A 14,920-nucleotide genomic window follows, 5' to 3' on the forward strand; every position below is an offset into this window, starting at 1 on the left:
TCCCCGCCTCTCTGCGCTTCATCATTAGCTATTGATGATTCAGTTCAATGGTGATACTGCTTTTAGCTGTCGTTTCTTCTCCCGGCTCCAGCACTTGTAAACCAGTGAGTGACGAAGGTAAATCAAGATTCACTGCGTTTGTCACCCATGTGTAAGGCTCAGGGCATAAATACCCTTGTTTTCCGTCCGCATTGTATACAACCCAATGTTTAAACTGTTCATCTGCCTTATAAATAATGCTGATATGTGCATGCTGATGATAAATGACTGCCTGGTTTTCTCCGCCCCTCTTCTGATAAGAAGATAAAAAGACATCATCCAGCTGCTTGTGGCGCAAATCCATTCCTTCATGCAAAGCTTCTTTATACGGGACATCCATCAGCTTCCCGGTCGGCAGCAGGCGTTCATCCAACTCCCATTGCTGATCTGCTGTCAGGGAAAATAATGAGCTTTCTGCCGGAAATATAAATGTAGTATGATAACCAATTCCCCAAGGAAACGCTTCCTTTCCTTTGTTCATGACCGTCGCATGTTTAAATAGGGTATTCTCCTTGATTGTGTATGTCATCCGAACGACGGCATGATGAGGAAATTGCTTCTGCACATAGGGAAGCTCAGAAAGATCAATTTCTGTTTCAACAATCACTTCTTCATCAGTTTGCTTCGTGGTCAAGACATTCCACTTTTCATGGTAAAGAAACCCGTGAAGATGGTTGTGTTTATCCTTCTCGTTGATATCAAAATGATACGTTCTGCCCCGGAAACTGAATGTACCGTCACTTATGCGGTTAGGCGGGAACAGGATTGGAATGCCATACAATGTTGGTGTGTCGTGAAAACTTTCTGCTGTTTCCGGTTCACGCAAAAGCTGGACATTTGTTGTTTTATCCACGAGAGAAATGACGTTGCTCCCCCACTCAGGGACAACAATCATTTCTAGATGTTCGTTGCCCGCTTTGATGGCCGGTGTTCCCAAATAAGTCATTTTTTCAATAAAGTTTGCCATGTTTACTCAACCTCTCCTTGATTCATTGCTAGTATAAGAATTCAATGTACTGTACCATATTTCCTCCATTTTATATTTTCCCCTATCAAATAAAAAAACACCGTTCAAACTTATGAACGGTGTGATTCGGAGGCTATTGGATGAGACGTGTGATTTGTTTCTTTTTCCAGACGAATTGATAATACCCATAAATCAACAGCAAGCTGATGGCAAACGCAGCTGGATAACCAACCCAGACGCCGAGTATTTCAAGCTTTGTATAGTGAGAAAGGACGAAAGCAACAGGCACCTCTACTCCCCAGATTGCAAAAATACTGATGACGGTCGGCCATAAAACTGTTCCGCTTGCCCGCATCGTTGCAGAAATAATTTGGGCATTTCCAAACAGCAAATAGCTCCACAGTGTAATCATCAAAAGACGGTGCGCAATGTAAAGCGTCTCTTGCTCGGTTAAATAACGATAAAATCTGATGTGAAAAAACATAGATCAGAATGATCAGTACGCCGCCAATGATATAATTCAGCCAAATCCCAACGCGAATGACCTGCTTTAAGCGGTCAAACTCGTTTGCTCCGATCGATTGCGCAGCGAAAATAGAAACAGCAATACCAAGGCTGACGGCCGGCATCTGTACATAGCTGGCCACCTGGTTGACCACTCCGTATGCAGCTGTTGCATTAGAGCCGTAATGATTGACGAATGAAATAACCGCTATCTCTGATAATGAGACAAGAATCATATTGATGCTTGCTGGGACCCCAAGACGCAGCAGGAGAATCAGCAGTTCCTTATCCATTTTCAAATAACGACGCACTGTTTTATCAAATTGCAGCGGGTGTTTTCGCTTTCGTAAATACACCATTAACACGAGAAAAGTCGCAATCGTGGAAATGACAGTTGCATATGCAGAGCCGTATATGCCCAGTTTCGGAAGACCAAACATGCCAAGGATTAAGACAGGCAAAAGCGCGATGTTGATAACCGTGCTCACAATCAGCGTATAAAACGGTGTCTTGGAATCTCCTGTTCCGCGCAAAAAGGTAGTATATGCAAAATATAAAAACATAAACGGCATAGCATAAAATAAAATACGTGCATAGTTAGCGCTGACATGAATGACATTTTCAGGCGTGCCCATTAAACGAAGGATATCCAGGGTGAAAATACTGCCGATGACGGCTAACACAACGCCTAATAAAAATGTAAACGTGAGCGTCGTCCCGACAACAGCCTTTAGCCGTTCCTCATTTTTCGCTCCGTAAGCTTGTCCGATCAGAATCGAACTTCCTGAACCGATCCCAATTGTAAATGAGATTAAAAGAAAAAATAACGGGAAAAAGGATGATACAGCTGCCACTGCATCAACACCGAGCCATCTGCCTACAGCCATCATCCCGACTAGCTGGCCGACTGATTGCAGCACATTGCTCAGCAGAAGCGGCACTAAAAAGAGTGACATCGACCGCCAAACTGATGGTTTGCTTTTCTTTTGAGTTACAAGAGGTTCTTGTGATGTTTCCATATTAAAGGACTCCTTTATTTGAAATCGTTTTTAAACATGCCCTCTTTTTGACAAAAACAGGATATGTAACATGTTATTATTCATCACTGCACATATGAAACCCTTCCCGATTCTTCTAATTTTACACATCTTTTTAGCATATGAAGAATAAACTAGCAAGTAATGGCGTATTTTTTGTGAGTAAAAGAATAAAAAATAATTTATGCAAAAGTATTGTAATCTATACGTAATTATTGTAACATTTGTAACATAAGAGAAAGAGATTTTGAAGGAGAGAGCGATAATGAAAAAATGTCTTCTATTTCTAACAACCATTGCACTTATTCTGTCATTAAGCACAAATGCATTTGCGAAAAATACATCAGGCGATTTATCACAAAAACAAGCATTACAGTTGGCATTATCCGCTAGAGAACATTTTTGGAACACCATGAGCGGCCACAATCCGAAGGTGAAAAAAGCAGTTTGCCCATCAGGCACATTCGAGTATCAAAATCTTCAATATGTATACATGTGCAGTGATCTAGGCACTAAAGCAAAAGCGGTGAATTATTTAACTCCTATTTTTACAAAAACAGCAATCGAAAAAGGCTTTAAAGATTATCATTTCACTGTTTCAAAAGGAAAACTTGCTGTTCCAATCGGTGACGGAGACAATCTTTTGAATTGGAAAAAATCAACTGCTAAACTGATCTCTAAAAAAGGCAGCACAATCACATACGAATTTACCGTCCCTACATTAGACGGATCCCCTTCTGCAAAACGGAAAGTGACATTTGTGAAAGAAAATAAAAAATGGAAAGTCAATCAATTTGACGCAGTTATATAAGAATAACGCCCGGTATAAGCGGGCGTTTTTTATTTGGTTTGCATAAAGAAAGACAACAGGCGAAAAGTGCCTGTTGTCTTTTTGTGAATATAACGCTCTAGGAGAGATTCGAACTCCCGACCTGCAGTTTAGGAAACTGCTGCACTATCCGCTGTGCTACTAGAGCTTTTGGTATTTATATAGTAGCTCTGATGATCAATATTTTCAAGCGATTTGTATTAAAGCCCTCCAAAAACCTTATATGCGGCTCTTGTCGTATCTTCATCAATACCGATATACCGCATTGTAATTGATGGTGATGAATGATTCAGTATTCTCTGCAGCTCGGCGATGTCTTTCGTTCGCTGATAAAAATGATAGCCAAACGTTTTCCGGAGTGTATGCGTTCCTATCTCCTCAAGTCCGCACGCCGCAGCGGCCTCTCTTAAAATTCTGTAGGCCTGTATGCGGGAAATCGGCTTCCTGGTCCGCACTGATTTAAAAAGATATTCGTTTTCCTTCATGTCTTTCGTATACTCGTATATTTCCTGTTTCAGCGATTCTAAAATAAGAATCTTTCTTTTCTTTTTCGTTTTGCTTTCAGTCGCCCATAAATGATCTTTATTTTGAACGTCCTTCACTTGCAGCGGCAGAATATCAGAAATGCGGAGCGCGCTGTTGATGCCGAAAATAAACAGAAAATAATCCCGCTTGTTTTTGTTAAGCAAATACTGTTTGACTTCTTGGATTTTTTCTAGACTGCGAATCGGCTGTACAATATGCATCAAAAAACTCCTTAAAAACCGTTATGTAACGTTTTGAGGTCTATGTTACTATTATAGCTGAAAAACGTTGAATGTCAAAGTGCGGCGGCATTTATGTAACATAATATACATAGTGTTACATAAGCTTTTAAAAAAGCTTCTTAAAACCTTCACCCTATAAAATAAGCTTTAAAGCCTCTTATAAAGCTTTTAACCTCTTGGATACTTATCCCCATACTAATCATCAAAAAACCTCTTAAAACGAAATCTGACACTCCCAATTTTCTGGAGCTTCCGCAAAAATATACAAAAAAAGACACAATTTCAAATTGTGTCCTAATCCTCATCCTTTACATCAATATCTTCCGGGATCGGTTCATTTAATATTTCCTGCACCAGTGCTTTGTAATTCTCCAGCTGTTCGAGATGCGTTTTGAACTGTTCCTTATAAATCAAAAATTGCTCCCCGTCATGAACGGCTCTGATTTTCCCTTCGAGCACCAAGCTTTTAATATAATCCTCTGAAAGATTTGTATATTCTGCTGTTTCTTCAATCGTTAAATACATATAGCAGTCCCTTCTTAATCCGTATGCTGATTCTAATATAGCACATGGCTCATATCAATATAATCAATTTTGCACAGAAAAACGGCTTTATGTACTATATAATATACCATTTGTCACTTGTGAAAACGCTGTAATTTTTTTACGCTAAGATTGTAACAATACAGCTTCATATAGGAGGGAGAACATGAAAAGAACGTGGAACGTCTGTTTAACAGCTCTGCTTAGTGTTCTGTTAGTCGCTGGAAGTGTCCCTTTTCACGCGGAAGCTAAAAAACCGCCTAAAAGCTACGATGAGTACAAACAAGTAGATGTAGGAAAAGACGGCATGGTTGCGACCGCACATCCTCTTGCTTCTGAAATCGGTGCTGATGTGTTGAAAAAAGGAGGAAATGCTATTGACGCAGCGGTTGCCATTCAATTTGCACTCAATGTAACAGAGCCGATGATGTCAGGCATTGGCGGCGGCGGTTTTATGATGGTGTATGACGGAAAAACGAAGGATACAACGATAATCGACAGCCGTGAGCGTGCTCCAGCAGGCGCAACTCCTGATATGTTTCTGGACGAAAACGGCAAAGCAATTCCTTTCTCTGAACGTGTAACAAAAGGTACTGCAGTTGGTGTTCCAGGCACTCTGAAAGGGCTGGAAGAAGCCTTGGATAAATGGGGAACCCGTTCGATGAAGCAATTAATTACCCCTTCTATTAAACTCGCTGAAAAAGGCTTTCCGATTGATTCGGTGTTGGCAGATGCCATTTCTGAATATCAGGAAAAACTTTCACGGACTGCCGCAAAAGATGTATTTTTACCAAATGGCGAACCGCTTAAAGAAGGAGATACCCTTATTCAAAAGGATTTGGCTAAAACATTTAAGCTTATTCGCTCCAAAGGCACTGACGCTTTTTATAAAGGAAAATTCGCCAAGACGCTTTCTGACACTGTCCAGGATTTCGGCGGATCAATGACAGAAAAAGATTTAGAAAATTACGACATTACAATTGATGAACCGATTTGGGGAGATTATCAAGGCTATCAAATCGCTACTACTCCTCCTCCAAGCTCCGGCGGTATTTTCTTATTGCAAATGCTAAAAATCCTTGATCATTTTAACCTTTCACAATACGATGTCCGCTCATGGGAAAAATATCAGCTGCTTGCTGAAACGATGCATTTGTCATATGCCGACCGTGCGTCTTACGCAGGTGATCCCGAATTTGTAAATGTTCCTCTCAAAGGCCTGCTTCACCCCGATTATATTAAAGAACGCCAGCAATTAATCAACCTAGATCAAGTGAATAAAAAACCGAAAGCCGGTGACCCTTGGAAATACCAAGAAGGATCAGCAAACTATAAACAAGTTGAACAGCCGAAAGACAAAGTAGAAGGCCAAACAACCCACTTTACAGTTGCTGACCGTTGGGGAAATGTTGTTTCTTATACAACAACAATCGAACAGCTATTCGGAACGGGTATTATGGTCCCTGATTACGGTGTCATCCTAAACAATGAATTAACGGATTTTGATGCGATACCAGGCGGAGCTAACGAAGTACAGCCAAACAAACGGCCTTTAAGCAGCATGACCCCGACGATTTTATTTAAGGATGACAAGCCTGTCCTCACTGTTGGATCTCCTGGCGGGGCTACAATTATTTCATCCGTTTTGCAAACCATTCTCTACCACATTGAATATGGTATGGAATTAAAAGCAGCTGTTGAAGAGCCGAGAATTTATACAAACAGCATGAGCTCTTACCGTTACGAAGACGGAGTTCCTAAAGATGTCCTCAGCAAGCTAAACGGTATGGGCCACAAATTTGGCACAAGTCCGGTGGATATTGGAAACGTGCAAAGCATATCGATCGACCATGAAAACGGCACCTTTAAAGGTGTAGCTGATTCAAGCAGAAACGGCGCGGCGATCGGCATTAATTTAAAACGTAAATAAATTAAAAAACTGTACTCGCTTCAAATGAGTACAGTTTTTTCATGCTGATCTTTAATAACAACGAGCATTGCTGATGCTCTGTATCCCTGATTGCAATCCAAAATGACAGAATGATGACTGCTTCTTTGACAAACGTCTTTATTCTGCTAATGCACGTCTATTTTCATCTTTTCATTTCGTTTATCTCATCAAGAAATGTCTGAAACGCACTCGTAATAAAAAAGTCTTTCCTGTATATAAAGACGATCTCTAAGTCTTGATATGATGGCGGCAATTGATGAATCCATACATTTGTACGATGCTCGGAGCAGTCAACAGCGGACTTTGGGAGCAGCGCCGTACCCATCCCGGCGGAAACACCTTTTATAATAGCCTCCAATGTGCCAAACTCTATGATTTTTTGATTGTGTATGCCTGCTTCCTCTAGTAATCTTTTGACCCTGTCACGATGAGAACAGCCAGCCCCAAAAAAGAGCATCGGCTGCTGAAGCATGTCTTCTGCCGTCCCTTCTCGTGATGAAATCAAAACTAATTCATCATGGGAGACATGGAGTTGTCTAACTGCAGCGTGTTCAACCGGCCCATATACAAAAGCGCCATCAACTTTATGATCAAGAACCTGTTGAATCAAATGATGCGTATCAGCTGTGTTCACTGATAAATCCACTTCAGGATAACGCCTGAGGAAGGATGCTGCATGCTCAGGCAGATGCGTTACCGCCGTCGTTTCCAGTGATCCGATCCGCAAAGGCCCTTTTGGTTGCCTGCTCATTCGGGTCGATTTTTCAGCTTGGTCTAACAGCGATAATACTTGATCTGCATATTGTAAAAGATTTTCTCCTGCAGCAGTCAGCTTCATTCCCCGATTCGTTCGATGAAAAAGCCTGATATTCAAATCTTCCTCAAGGTTATGCACTCTGGCTGTCACATTCGACTGAACATAATTCAGCATTTGGGCTGCTTTCGTTATGCTTCCTTCGCGAGCAACAGCCTGAAAAATCTTTAAATCTCCGCTTTCCACGCGCTCTCACCTGCTTGCTATGATGAAAAGTGATATTGGCTATCATATTTGTTCATTTTACTCGAAGAAAACCGCTATGTAAAATATGTAAAGATATGAAAATACAATTAATGAGGAGGCAGACAGCATGAAAGCTGTAATTCACAACGGAAAAGCCGGTCTTCTGGGGTTATCAGTTCAGGACGTTCCATCAACAAAGCCTGGATACGGAGAGGTAAAGGTTAAATTAAAATCTGCAGGCCTGAATCATCGTGACTTGTTTCTTATGAAAAACAAATCTGAACAAGATCCTCACATAATACTGGGTTCTGACGGCGCGGGTATCATCGAAGAGATTGGTGAAGGCGTGAAAAATGTTACTGTTCAGACAGAAGTAGTCATTTTCCCGACATTGAACTGGGATTTGACAGAAAATGTTCCACCTGTACCTGAGATTCTGGGAGGTCCTTCGGACGGAACACTTGCTGAATATGTGATCATTCCTTCACAAAATGCAATCAAAAAACCTGCTTATTTATCTTGGGAAGAAGCGGGCGTTTTACCTTTATCCGCTTTAACTGCATATCGGGCTCTGTTTACAAAGGGGCAATTAAAAAAAGGCGAGCATCTATTGATACCCGGCATCGGCAGCGGTGTAGCAACCTACGCTTTATTTATGGCTAAGGCGATTGGGGCAACAGTAAGCGTGACCTCCCGCAGTGAGGAGAAAAGAAAAAAGGCGCTGAAATTAGGTGCTGATTACGCATTTGACAGCTACAGCAATTGGGATGAGCAGTTGCAGGGAAAAAAGGCGGATGTTGTTCTTGACAGCATAGGACCTGCCCTCTTTTCGGAATACTTCCGCCATGTAAAACCAAATGGCCGTATTGTCAGCTTTGGGGCAAGCTCAGGGGATAATCTCAGTTTTCCGGTGCGTTCTCTATTCTTTCCTCAGGTCAATGTTTTGGGAACCTCGATGGGAAGCGGTGAGGAATTTCAAGCTATGCTCGCTTTCATTGACAAACATAAGCTGCGGCCTGTAATTGACCGGATATATCCTTTAGAAAAAGCATGTGAAGCATATAAAAGAATGCAGGAAGGCAGACAGTTTGGAAACATCGGGATCGTAATGGAATAAAAAAAGAAACCGGCTGGCAGCCAGACCGGTTTCTCTTATATGATAATCCCCTTTATTTACGGAAGAACTGAACTCCCCATCAAATATCGATCCACTTCACGCGCCACTTCTCGGCCTTCATTAATCGCCCATACGATTAAGCTTTGCCCTCTTCTTGCATCCCCTGCGGCGAATACACCATCGATATTTGTTTGATAATCCCCATATGCTGCACTGATTTTGTTATTTACAGAATCAACACCGAACTGTTTCAACAGCGGCTGTTCTGTGCCTTCAAAGCCGATAGCGATAAAGACAAGCTGAGCAGGCCATACTTTTTCCGTTCCAGGCAGCTCGCGGAACTCGTATTTCCCATGCTCATTTTTCACTTTTTCCATTTGGATGGTATGAAGCTCTTTCAGCTTTCCGTTTTTATCCGCAACCATTTTTGTCGTTTGAATGGAGTATTCTCTCGGATCTCTTCCGAATTTTGCTTCTGCTTCCTCGTATGCATATTCAAGCGTAAAGACGTGTGGCTGTTCAGGCCACATATTGTCATTCGTGCGGGCTGGCGGAAGTTTCGGGTGTTTGCCGAATTGGTGCACGCTTTTGGCTTTTTGACGCAGAGCAGTAGCCACACAGTCAGCTCCTGTATCTCCGCCTCCGATTACGATGACATCCTTCCCTTTAGCATCAATGAATTGCTTGTCTTTAAAATTAGAATCTAAATAGCTTTTTGTTGCAAGTGTCAGGTAGTCCATTGCGTAATGGACTCCTTTTGAGTCGCGTCCTTCAATTAAGAGGTCCCGCTGTTTTTGAGCGCCTGTGCATAGGATCACAGCATCAAATTGCTCCTTTAGCTCATCAGCTGTAATATCAACACCGATTTCTGTGTTCGTGACAAAATCAATTCCCTCTTGCGTCAGCAATTTAATTCGGCGTTCTACAATGCCCTTCTCAAGCTTCATGTTTGGAATGCCGTATGTTAAAAGGCCGCCCGCTCTGTCTGAGCGCTCAAAAACAGTGACAGAATGCCCCGCTTGATTCAGCTGGTCAGCACTCGCCAGTCCGGCTGGGCCCGACCCGACGATAGCAACTTTTTTGCCTGTTCGTTTTTTTGGAATTCTAGGTTGAATCCAGCCGTTCTCAAATCCTTTATCGATAATGGTCCGCTCGATGTTTTTAATTGATACGGCCGGGTCTGAAATCGCTAAAGTGCATGATCCTTCACAAGGAGCGGGACATACCCGCCCTGTGAATTCAGGAAAGTTGTTTGTTTTCAACAGACGTTCCAATGCTTCCTTCCATCTGCCCCGGTAGACAAGATCATTCCATTCAGGAATTAAGTTGTAAATCGGACAGCCGGATGTAAATCCGTTAATGTCCGCACCGATCTGGCAAAACGGTGTACCGCAATCCATACACCGCGCCCCTTGCCGTTTCGATGCTTCTTCTGAAAAAGGAGCAGAATATTCTTTCCAATCCTTTAAGCGAGTGAGAGGGTCCCGCTCCGCAGGTTTTTCTCGTTTGATCTCCATAAATCCAGTTGGTTTCCCCATGTTCCTCTCCCCTTCCTTACTGTACTACCGCTTGTTTTTGTCCCGATGCTGCTGTATTCTGCTTTGGCTTCGTGTTGGCCTCAAAAGCGAACATGATGGCTTCTTCATCTGATAAACCTGCAGCTTTTTGCTCTTCGATGCTTGCGAGCATTTGTTTATAGTTTTTCGGAATGACTTTGACGAATTTTTTCACACTGTCTTCCCATTGATCTAGCAGATCTTCTGCTTTTTGGCTGTTTGTATACGCAGTATGTCTTTCAAGCATTGCTTTGATTTGCTGGATTTCTTTCTCATCCTCTAATGATTCAAATAAAATCATCTCAAGGTTGCATTTGCGTTTAAACGCTTTGACATCTTCGGTCAGTACATAAGCGATTCCGCCGGACATACCTGCCGCAAAGTTTTTGCCTACATCACCGAGAACGACAACGCTGCCGCCAGTCATGTATTCACAGCCGTGGTCGCCGATGCCTTCTACAACTACGTTCACACCGCTGTTTCGAACGGCAAAGCGTTCACCAGCACGTCCGTTAATATATGCTTCTCCGCTTGTCGCACCGTAAAAAGCCACGTTGCCGATAATGACATTGTCATCCGAAGCAGAGTTGAATCCTTCTGGTGACTTGACGATGATTTTTCCGCCAGAAAGCCCTTTTCCGACGTAATCATTTGAGTCTCCGTCTAAATAAAGCGTCATCCCTTTAGGAACGAAAGCTCCAAAGCTTTGGCCGGCTGATCCGGTAAAGTGCAACTTGATTGTATCTTCAGGAAGACCTTCTTCTCCGTAACGCTTTGAGATTTCACTGCCGGTTATCGTTCCGGCTACACGGTTTGTATTGTTGATTTCGATAGAAACTTCCGCTTCTTTTCCAGATTCGATGGCTTCTTGTACGGCCGGGAGAATCGCTGTAATATCAAGTGATTGATCAATTTTATGATTTTGCGGCGATTGGAACGTCCGCACCCCATCAGGCTGATAAAGAAGGGTAGACAAATCAAGCTGGCTTGCTTTCCAGTGCTCCTTTGCCCGTTCACTTACATGAAGTACATCAGTGCGGCCGATCATTTCATCAAATGTCTTGAAGCCTAACGCAGCCATATACTCACGAACTTCTTCGGCAATGAACAGCATATAGTTCACAATATGGTCAGGATCTCCCATGAACTTTTTGCGAAGCTCTGGATTTTGTGTCGCTACACCGACAGGGCATGTATCCAAATGGCAGGCACGCATCATGACACAGCCGAGTACAACTAACGGAGCCGTTGCGAAACCAAATTCTTCGGCGCCGAGCAAGGCAGCCATCACAACGTCGCGGCCCGTCATGAGCTTTCCGTCTGTTTCTAATACAACACGGTCACGAAGTCCGTTCAGCATTAGTGTTTGATGTGCTTCTGCAAGGCCAAGCTCCCACGGAAGCCCTGTATGTTTAATACTGGTTTTCGGAGAAGCGCCTGTACCTCCGTCATAGCCGCTGATCACAATGACATCTGCAGTCGCTTTGGCAACACCTGCAGCGATTGTTCCTACACCTGCTTTTGACACCAGCTTTACGCTGATTCTTGCGTCACGGTTGGCATTTTTCAAATCGTGGATCAGCTGGGCTAAATCCTCAATCGAATAAATGTCATGGTGTGGCGGAGGTGAGATTAATCCGACACCTGGCGTTGACCCGCGGACATCGGCAACCCATGGATATACCTTGTTGCCAGGAAGCTGCCCGCCTTCACCCGGCTTAGCACCTTGAGCCATTTTAATCTGCAGCTCATCAGCATTGACGAGGTAATGGCTTTTGACACCAAACCGTCCGGATGCAATTTGTTTGATCGCACTTCTTCTATCATCGCCGTTCTCATCTGGAACAAAGCGTTTGGGATCTTCTCCGCCTTCACCGCTGTTGCTTTTTCCTCCAAGACGGTTCATTGCGATTGCTAAAGCTTCGTGCGCTTCCTTACTCAAGGACCCGAATGACATCGCACCCGTTTTAAAACGTTTGACAATCGATTCAGCGGATTCAACCTCCTCCAACTTCAAAGGCTTGCGGTTTCCGTCAAATGCGAACAAGTTCCGCAAAAATCCGATGCGTTCTTCATCAGCCGCTTTTGTATACTGTTTAAACAGATTGTAATCATTTCTGCGGCACGCCCATTGCAAAGTATGAATCGTTTTCGGATTAAACGCATGATGCTCTCCGCCATTTCTCCATTGAAAGTCACTTCCCGGTTCAAGCGTTTTGCTGTAATCATCCTGATACGCTTCCCGGTGGCGGCGCTGTGCCTCTTCTGCAATTGTTTGTAAATCGATGCCGCCTAGCTGTGATGCAGTACCTGTGAAATAGCGGTCGATCACATCGCGGCTGATTCCTACCGCTTCAAAGATTTGGGCGCCTCTGTAGCTTTGCACAGTTGAAATTCCCATCTTGGACATCACTTTTACGACGCCCTCAGTAATGCTTTTTCCATATTTGCTGACCGCTTCTTCATAGCTGATATCCAAACGGCCTTCATCAATTTCCTGCTTGTAGGTCGCATAAGCGAGATAAGGGTTAATCGCATCTGCGCCATAACCGATTAACGCTGCAAAGTGATGCACTTCACGTGCTTCTCCCGATTCCACAATAATGCTGACCTTCGTACGCAGCCCTTTGCGGATTAAGTGCTGGTGCAGCGCGCTTACTGCCAGAAGCGGCGGAATTGGTGTCAGTCGTTCGTTCATCTTTTTGTCTGATAAAATTAACAAACTTACGCCTTGGCTGATGGCTTTCTCTGCTTGTGTGAACATGTCCTTTAATCCGCGTTCAAGATCCTCTGAAAACAGCACATCAATTTTTTGGCTTTTTAAATCAGGATGAACAATCGTTTTCAATGCGTAAAACTGTTCATTGGATAAAACAGGTGTATACAGTTTAATCCGGCGAACATTTCGTTCACTCGGATGAAGAAGATCGCCTTCCGCACCGAGCCAAGTCATCGTTGAAGTGACAAGCTGCTCACGAATCGCGTCGATTGGCGGGTTCGTTACTTGTGCAAACAGCTGTTTAAAGTAGTTAAACAGTGATTGCGCTCGGTCAGATAGTACAGCAAGCGGAGCGTCATTCCCCATTGAACCAAGGGGATCTTTGCCTTCTTTAATAACAGGAATTAGATACTTTTGGATATCCTCATATGTGTATCCGAATGCCTTCTGGCGAGTAAGAAGATCACTAAATTGTTCTTCTTCTCTTGACTCCGGATCAGGATTTACTTGTACAAGCTCTTCTTCAAGCCATTTTTGGTACGGATACTCAGTTGCAATTTGTGTTTTGACTTCCTCATCGGAGATAATACGGCCTTCTTCCAGGTCGATTAAAAGCATTTTCCCAGGCTCAAGGCGGTTTTTATATAAAACGTTCTCCTGTTCAACTTCAATAACGCCTACTTCAGATGAGAAAATAATATAATCATCTTTTGTGACATAATAACGGGCCGGACGGAGACCATTCCGGTCAAGGATTGCCCCGATTTGTTTACCGTCAGTAAATGAAATGGCTGTCGGTCCGTCCCAAGGCTCCATCAGGGAGCTATGGTACTCGTAGAACGCCCTTTTTTCCTTGGACATATGCGTATTTTCCGTCCAAGGCTCTGGAATGAGCATCATTGCCGTATGTGCCGGTTTGCGTCCAGCCATCACAAAAAACTCAAATGCGTTATCCAAAATGGAAGAGTCACTGCCATCAGCATTGAGAATCGGCAAAATCTTGTTTAAGTCCTCACCGAAGCTTTCAGAAACAAATTGCTGCTCACGTGCTCTCATCCAGTTGATATTTCCGCGAAGGGTGTTAATTTCACCGTTGTGAACCAAATAACGGTTAGGATGCGCTCTTTCCCATGTAGGGAATGTATTGGTACTGAAGCGTGAATGAACGAGCGCAAAAGCAGAAACGAATGCTTCGTCTTGCAGATCAGAATAAAATGCATCAACCTGTTCAGGTGTTAAAAGGCCTTTGTAAACAATGGTCTGGCTTGAAAGACTGGCAAAATAAAAATCAAGATCTTCCGTTACTCCCCAATTTTCAGCCTGTTTACGAATGACATACAATTTTCGTTCAAAAGATAAATTGTCCTTTAGATCAGAACTTGCGCCGATAAATACCTGACGGACAAACGGACAGCTTTTTTGCGCTACTGTTCCGATTTTTCCGACATTTACAGGTGCAGTTCTCCATCCAAGAACGACTTGGCCTTCTTGTTCAATCAGTGCATTGATTTGCTTTTCAATTTTTTTTCTTTCATCTTCTTTCTGTGAGAAAAAGACCATTCCTACCCCGTAACGTTCTTTTTCTGGCAGATTGATGTCTTTGCACTCTTTTCTAAAGAAAGCATCAGGGATTTGAACCAGTAAGCCGGCTCCGTCTCCTGTATCCGGATCACTGCCTTGCCCTCCTCTATGGTCTAGCTGGCAAAGCATCTTGAGTCCTTGTTTGACAATGTCGTGAGTCTGCTTGCCCTTTAAGTGTGCATATAGGCCGATTCCGCATGCATCATGTTCAAATTCAGGACGGTAGAGACCTTGAGCTTTTGGCATTTGATTGTACGTCATAATTCCTCTCCCCCGATCAATTTCCGATAATACCGGTCATAAAATCTAA

General features: G+C 43.2%; 9 protein-coding genes, 1 tRNA gene and 1 pseudogene. 3 read left to right on the forward strand and 8 right to left on the reverse strand.

What is annotated here, in order from left to right; all coding sequences use genetic code 11:
* Positions 1–28: 28 nt before the first annotated feature.
* Together galM and NSQ83_RS10105 are read right to left on the reverse strand one after the other, a co-directional pair.
* Positions 29–1,006, reverse strand: coding sequence for an aldose 1-epimerase (gene galM, locus NSQ83_RS10100; RefSeq protein ID WP_198878704.1), 978 nt, complete (start codon positions 1,004–1,006; stop codon positions 29–31).
* A 133-nt stretch (positions 1,007–1,139) separates the two neighbouring features.
* Positions 1,140–2,529, reverse strand: a pseudogene (locus tag NSQ83_RS10105) (MATE family efflux transporter).
* Between the two features lie 283 nt (positions 2,530–2,812).
* Between NSQ83_RS10105 and iseA the strand changes: the two are divergent.
* A complete protein-coding gene (gene iseA, locus NSQ83_RS10110; RefSeq protein ID WP_004399558.1) occupies positions 2,813–3,358 on the forward strand; it encodes a DL-endopeptidase inhibitor IseA in 546 nt (181 codons plus the stop codon).
* Positions 3,359–3,451: 93 nt separating this feature from the next.
* Here iseA and NSQ83_RS10115 read toward each other — a convergent pair.
* From NSQ83_RS10115 to NSQ83_RS10125, 3 genes are all read right to left on the reverse strand, one after another.
* Positions 3,452–3,524: transfer RNA gene (locus tag NSQ83_RS10115), tRNA-Arg, on the reverse strand.
* A gap of 52 nt (positions 3,525–3,576) precedes the next feature.
* Entirely contained in the window at positions 3,577–4,122 is a 546-nt protein-coding gene (locus NSQ83_RS10120; RefSeq protein WP_003231473.1) for a site-specific integrase, read from the reverse strand.
* A gap of 315 nt (positions 4,123–4,437) precedes the next feature.
* Positions 4,438–4,668: an excisionase family DNA-binding protein gene (locus tag NSQ83_RS10125; RefSeq protein WP_003231472.1), complete on the reverse strand. Its 231-nt coding sequence runs from the start codon at positions 4,666–4,668 to the stop codon at positions 4,438–4,440.
* Between the two features lie 184 nt (positions 4,669–4,852).
* Here NSQ83_RS10125 and ggt point away from each other — a divergent pair, with 184 nt between their 5' ends.
* Positions 4,853–6,616, forward strand: a complete 1,764-nt coding sequence (gene ggt / locus NSQ83_RS10130; RefSeq protein WP_069322616.1) for a gamma-glutamyltransferase — start codon at positions 4,853–4,855, stop codon at positions 6,614–6,616.
* Between the two features lie 163 nt (positions 6,617–6,779).
* Here ggt and yofA read toward each other — a convergent pair whose 3' ends face one another.
* Positions 6,780–7,637 (reverse strand): LysR family transcriptional regulator YofA, encoded by an 858-nt coding sequence (gene yofA / locus NSQ83_RS10135; protein WP_198878702.1) that lies wholly within the window; start codon positions 7,635–7,637, stop codon positions 6,780–6,782.
* A gap of 127 nt (positions 7,638–7,764) precedes the next feature.
* Here yofA and NSQ83_RS10140 point away from each other — a divergent pair, with 127 nt between their 5' ends.
* Entirely contained in the window at positions 7,765–8,754 is a 990-nt protein-coding gene (locus NSQ83_RS10140) for a zinc-binding dehydrogenase (RefSeq protein WP_198878701.1), read from the forward strand.
* A gap of 56 nt (positions 8,755–8,810) precedes the next feature.
* On the opposite strand, the gene gltD is transcribed toward NSQ83_RS10140, so the two are convergent.
* Together gltD and gltB are read right to left on the reverse strand one after the other, a co-directional pair.
* Positions 8,811–10,292 (reverse strand): glutamate synthase small subunit, encoded by a 1,482-nt coding sequence (gene gltD, locus NSQ83_RS10145; protein WP_014479972.1) that lies wholly within the window; start codon positions 10,290–10,292, stop codon positions 8,811–8,813.
* 16 nt (positions 10,293–10,308) lie between these two features.
* Positions 10,309–14,871 carry a glutamate synthase large subunit gene (gltB, locus tag NSQ83_RS10150; RefSeq protein WP_198878700.1) on the reverse strand — a complete coding sequence of 1,521 codons (4,563 nt, stop codon included), beginning with the start codon at positions 14,869–14,871 and terminating at the stop codon, positions 10,309–10,311.
* Positions 14,872–14,920: the final 49 nt, after the last annotated feature.

The sequence above is a fragment of the Bacillus sp. PS217 genome (assembly GCF_037963535.1).
Taxonomy (GTDB): domain Bacteria; phylum Bacillota; class Bacilli; order Bacillales; family Bacillaceae; genus Bacillus; species Bacillus subtilis.

Bases quoted from the DNA above. Each gene is read 5' to 3' on its own strand.
- galM (WP_198878704.1), bottom strand. From the start codon at position 1,006: ATGGCAAACTTTATTGAAAAAATGACTTATTTGGGAACACCGGCCATC.
- iseA (WP_004399558.1), top strand. From the start codon at position 2,813: ATGAAAAAATGTCTTCTATTTCTAACAACCATTGCACTTATTCTGTCA.
- NSQ83_RS10120 (WP_003231473.1), bottom strand. From the start codon at position 4,122: ATGCATATTGTACAGCCGATTCGCAGTCTAGAAAAAATCCAAGAAGTC.
- NSQ83_RS10125 (WP_003231472.1), bottom strand. From the start codon at position 4,668: ATGTATTTAACGATTGAAGAAACAGCAGAATATACAAATCTTTCAGAG.
- ggt (WP_069322616.1), top strand. From the start codon at position 4,853: ATGAAAAGAACGTGGAACGTCTGTTTAACAGCTCTGCTTAGTGTTCTG.
- NSQ83_RS10140 (WP_198878701.1), top strand. From the start codon at position 7,765: ATGAAAGCTGTAATTCACAACGGAAAAGCCGGTCTTCTGGGGTTATCA.
- gltD (WP_014479972.1), bottom strand. From the start codon at position 10,292: ATGGGGAAACCAACTGGATTTATGGAGATCAAACGAGAAAAACCTGCG.
- gltB (WP_198878700.1), bottom strand. From the start codon at position 14,871: ATGACGTACAATCAAATGCCAAAAGCTCAAGGTCTCTACCGTCCTGAA.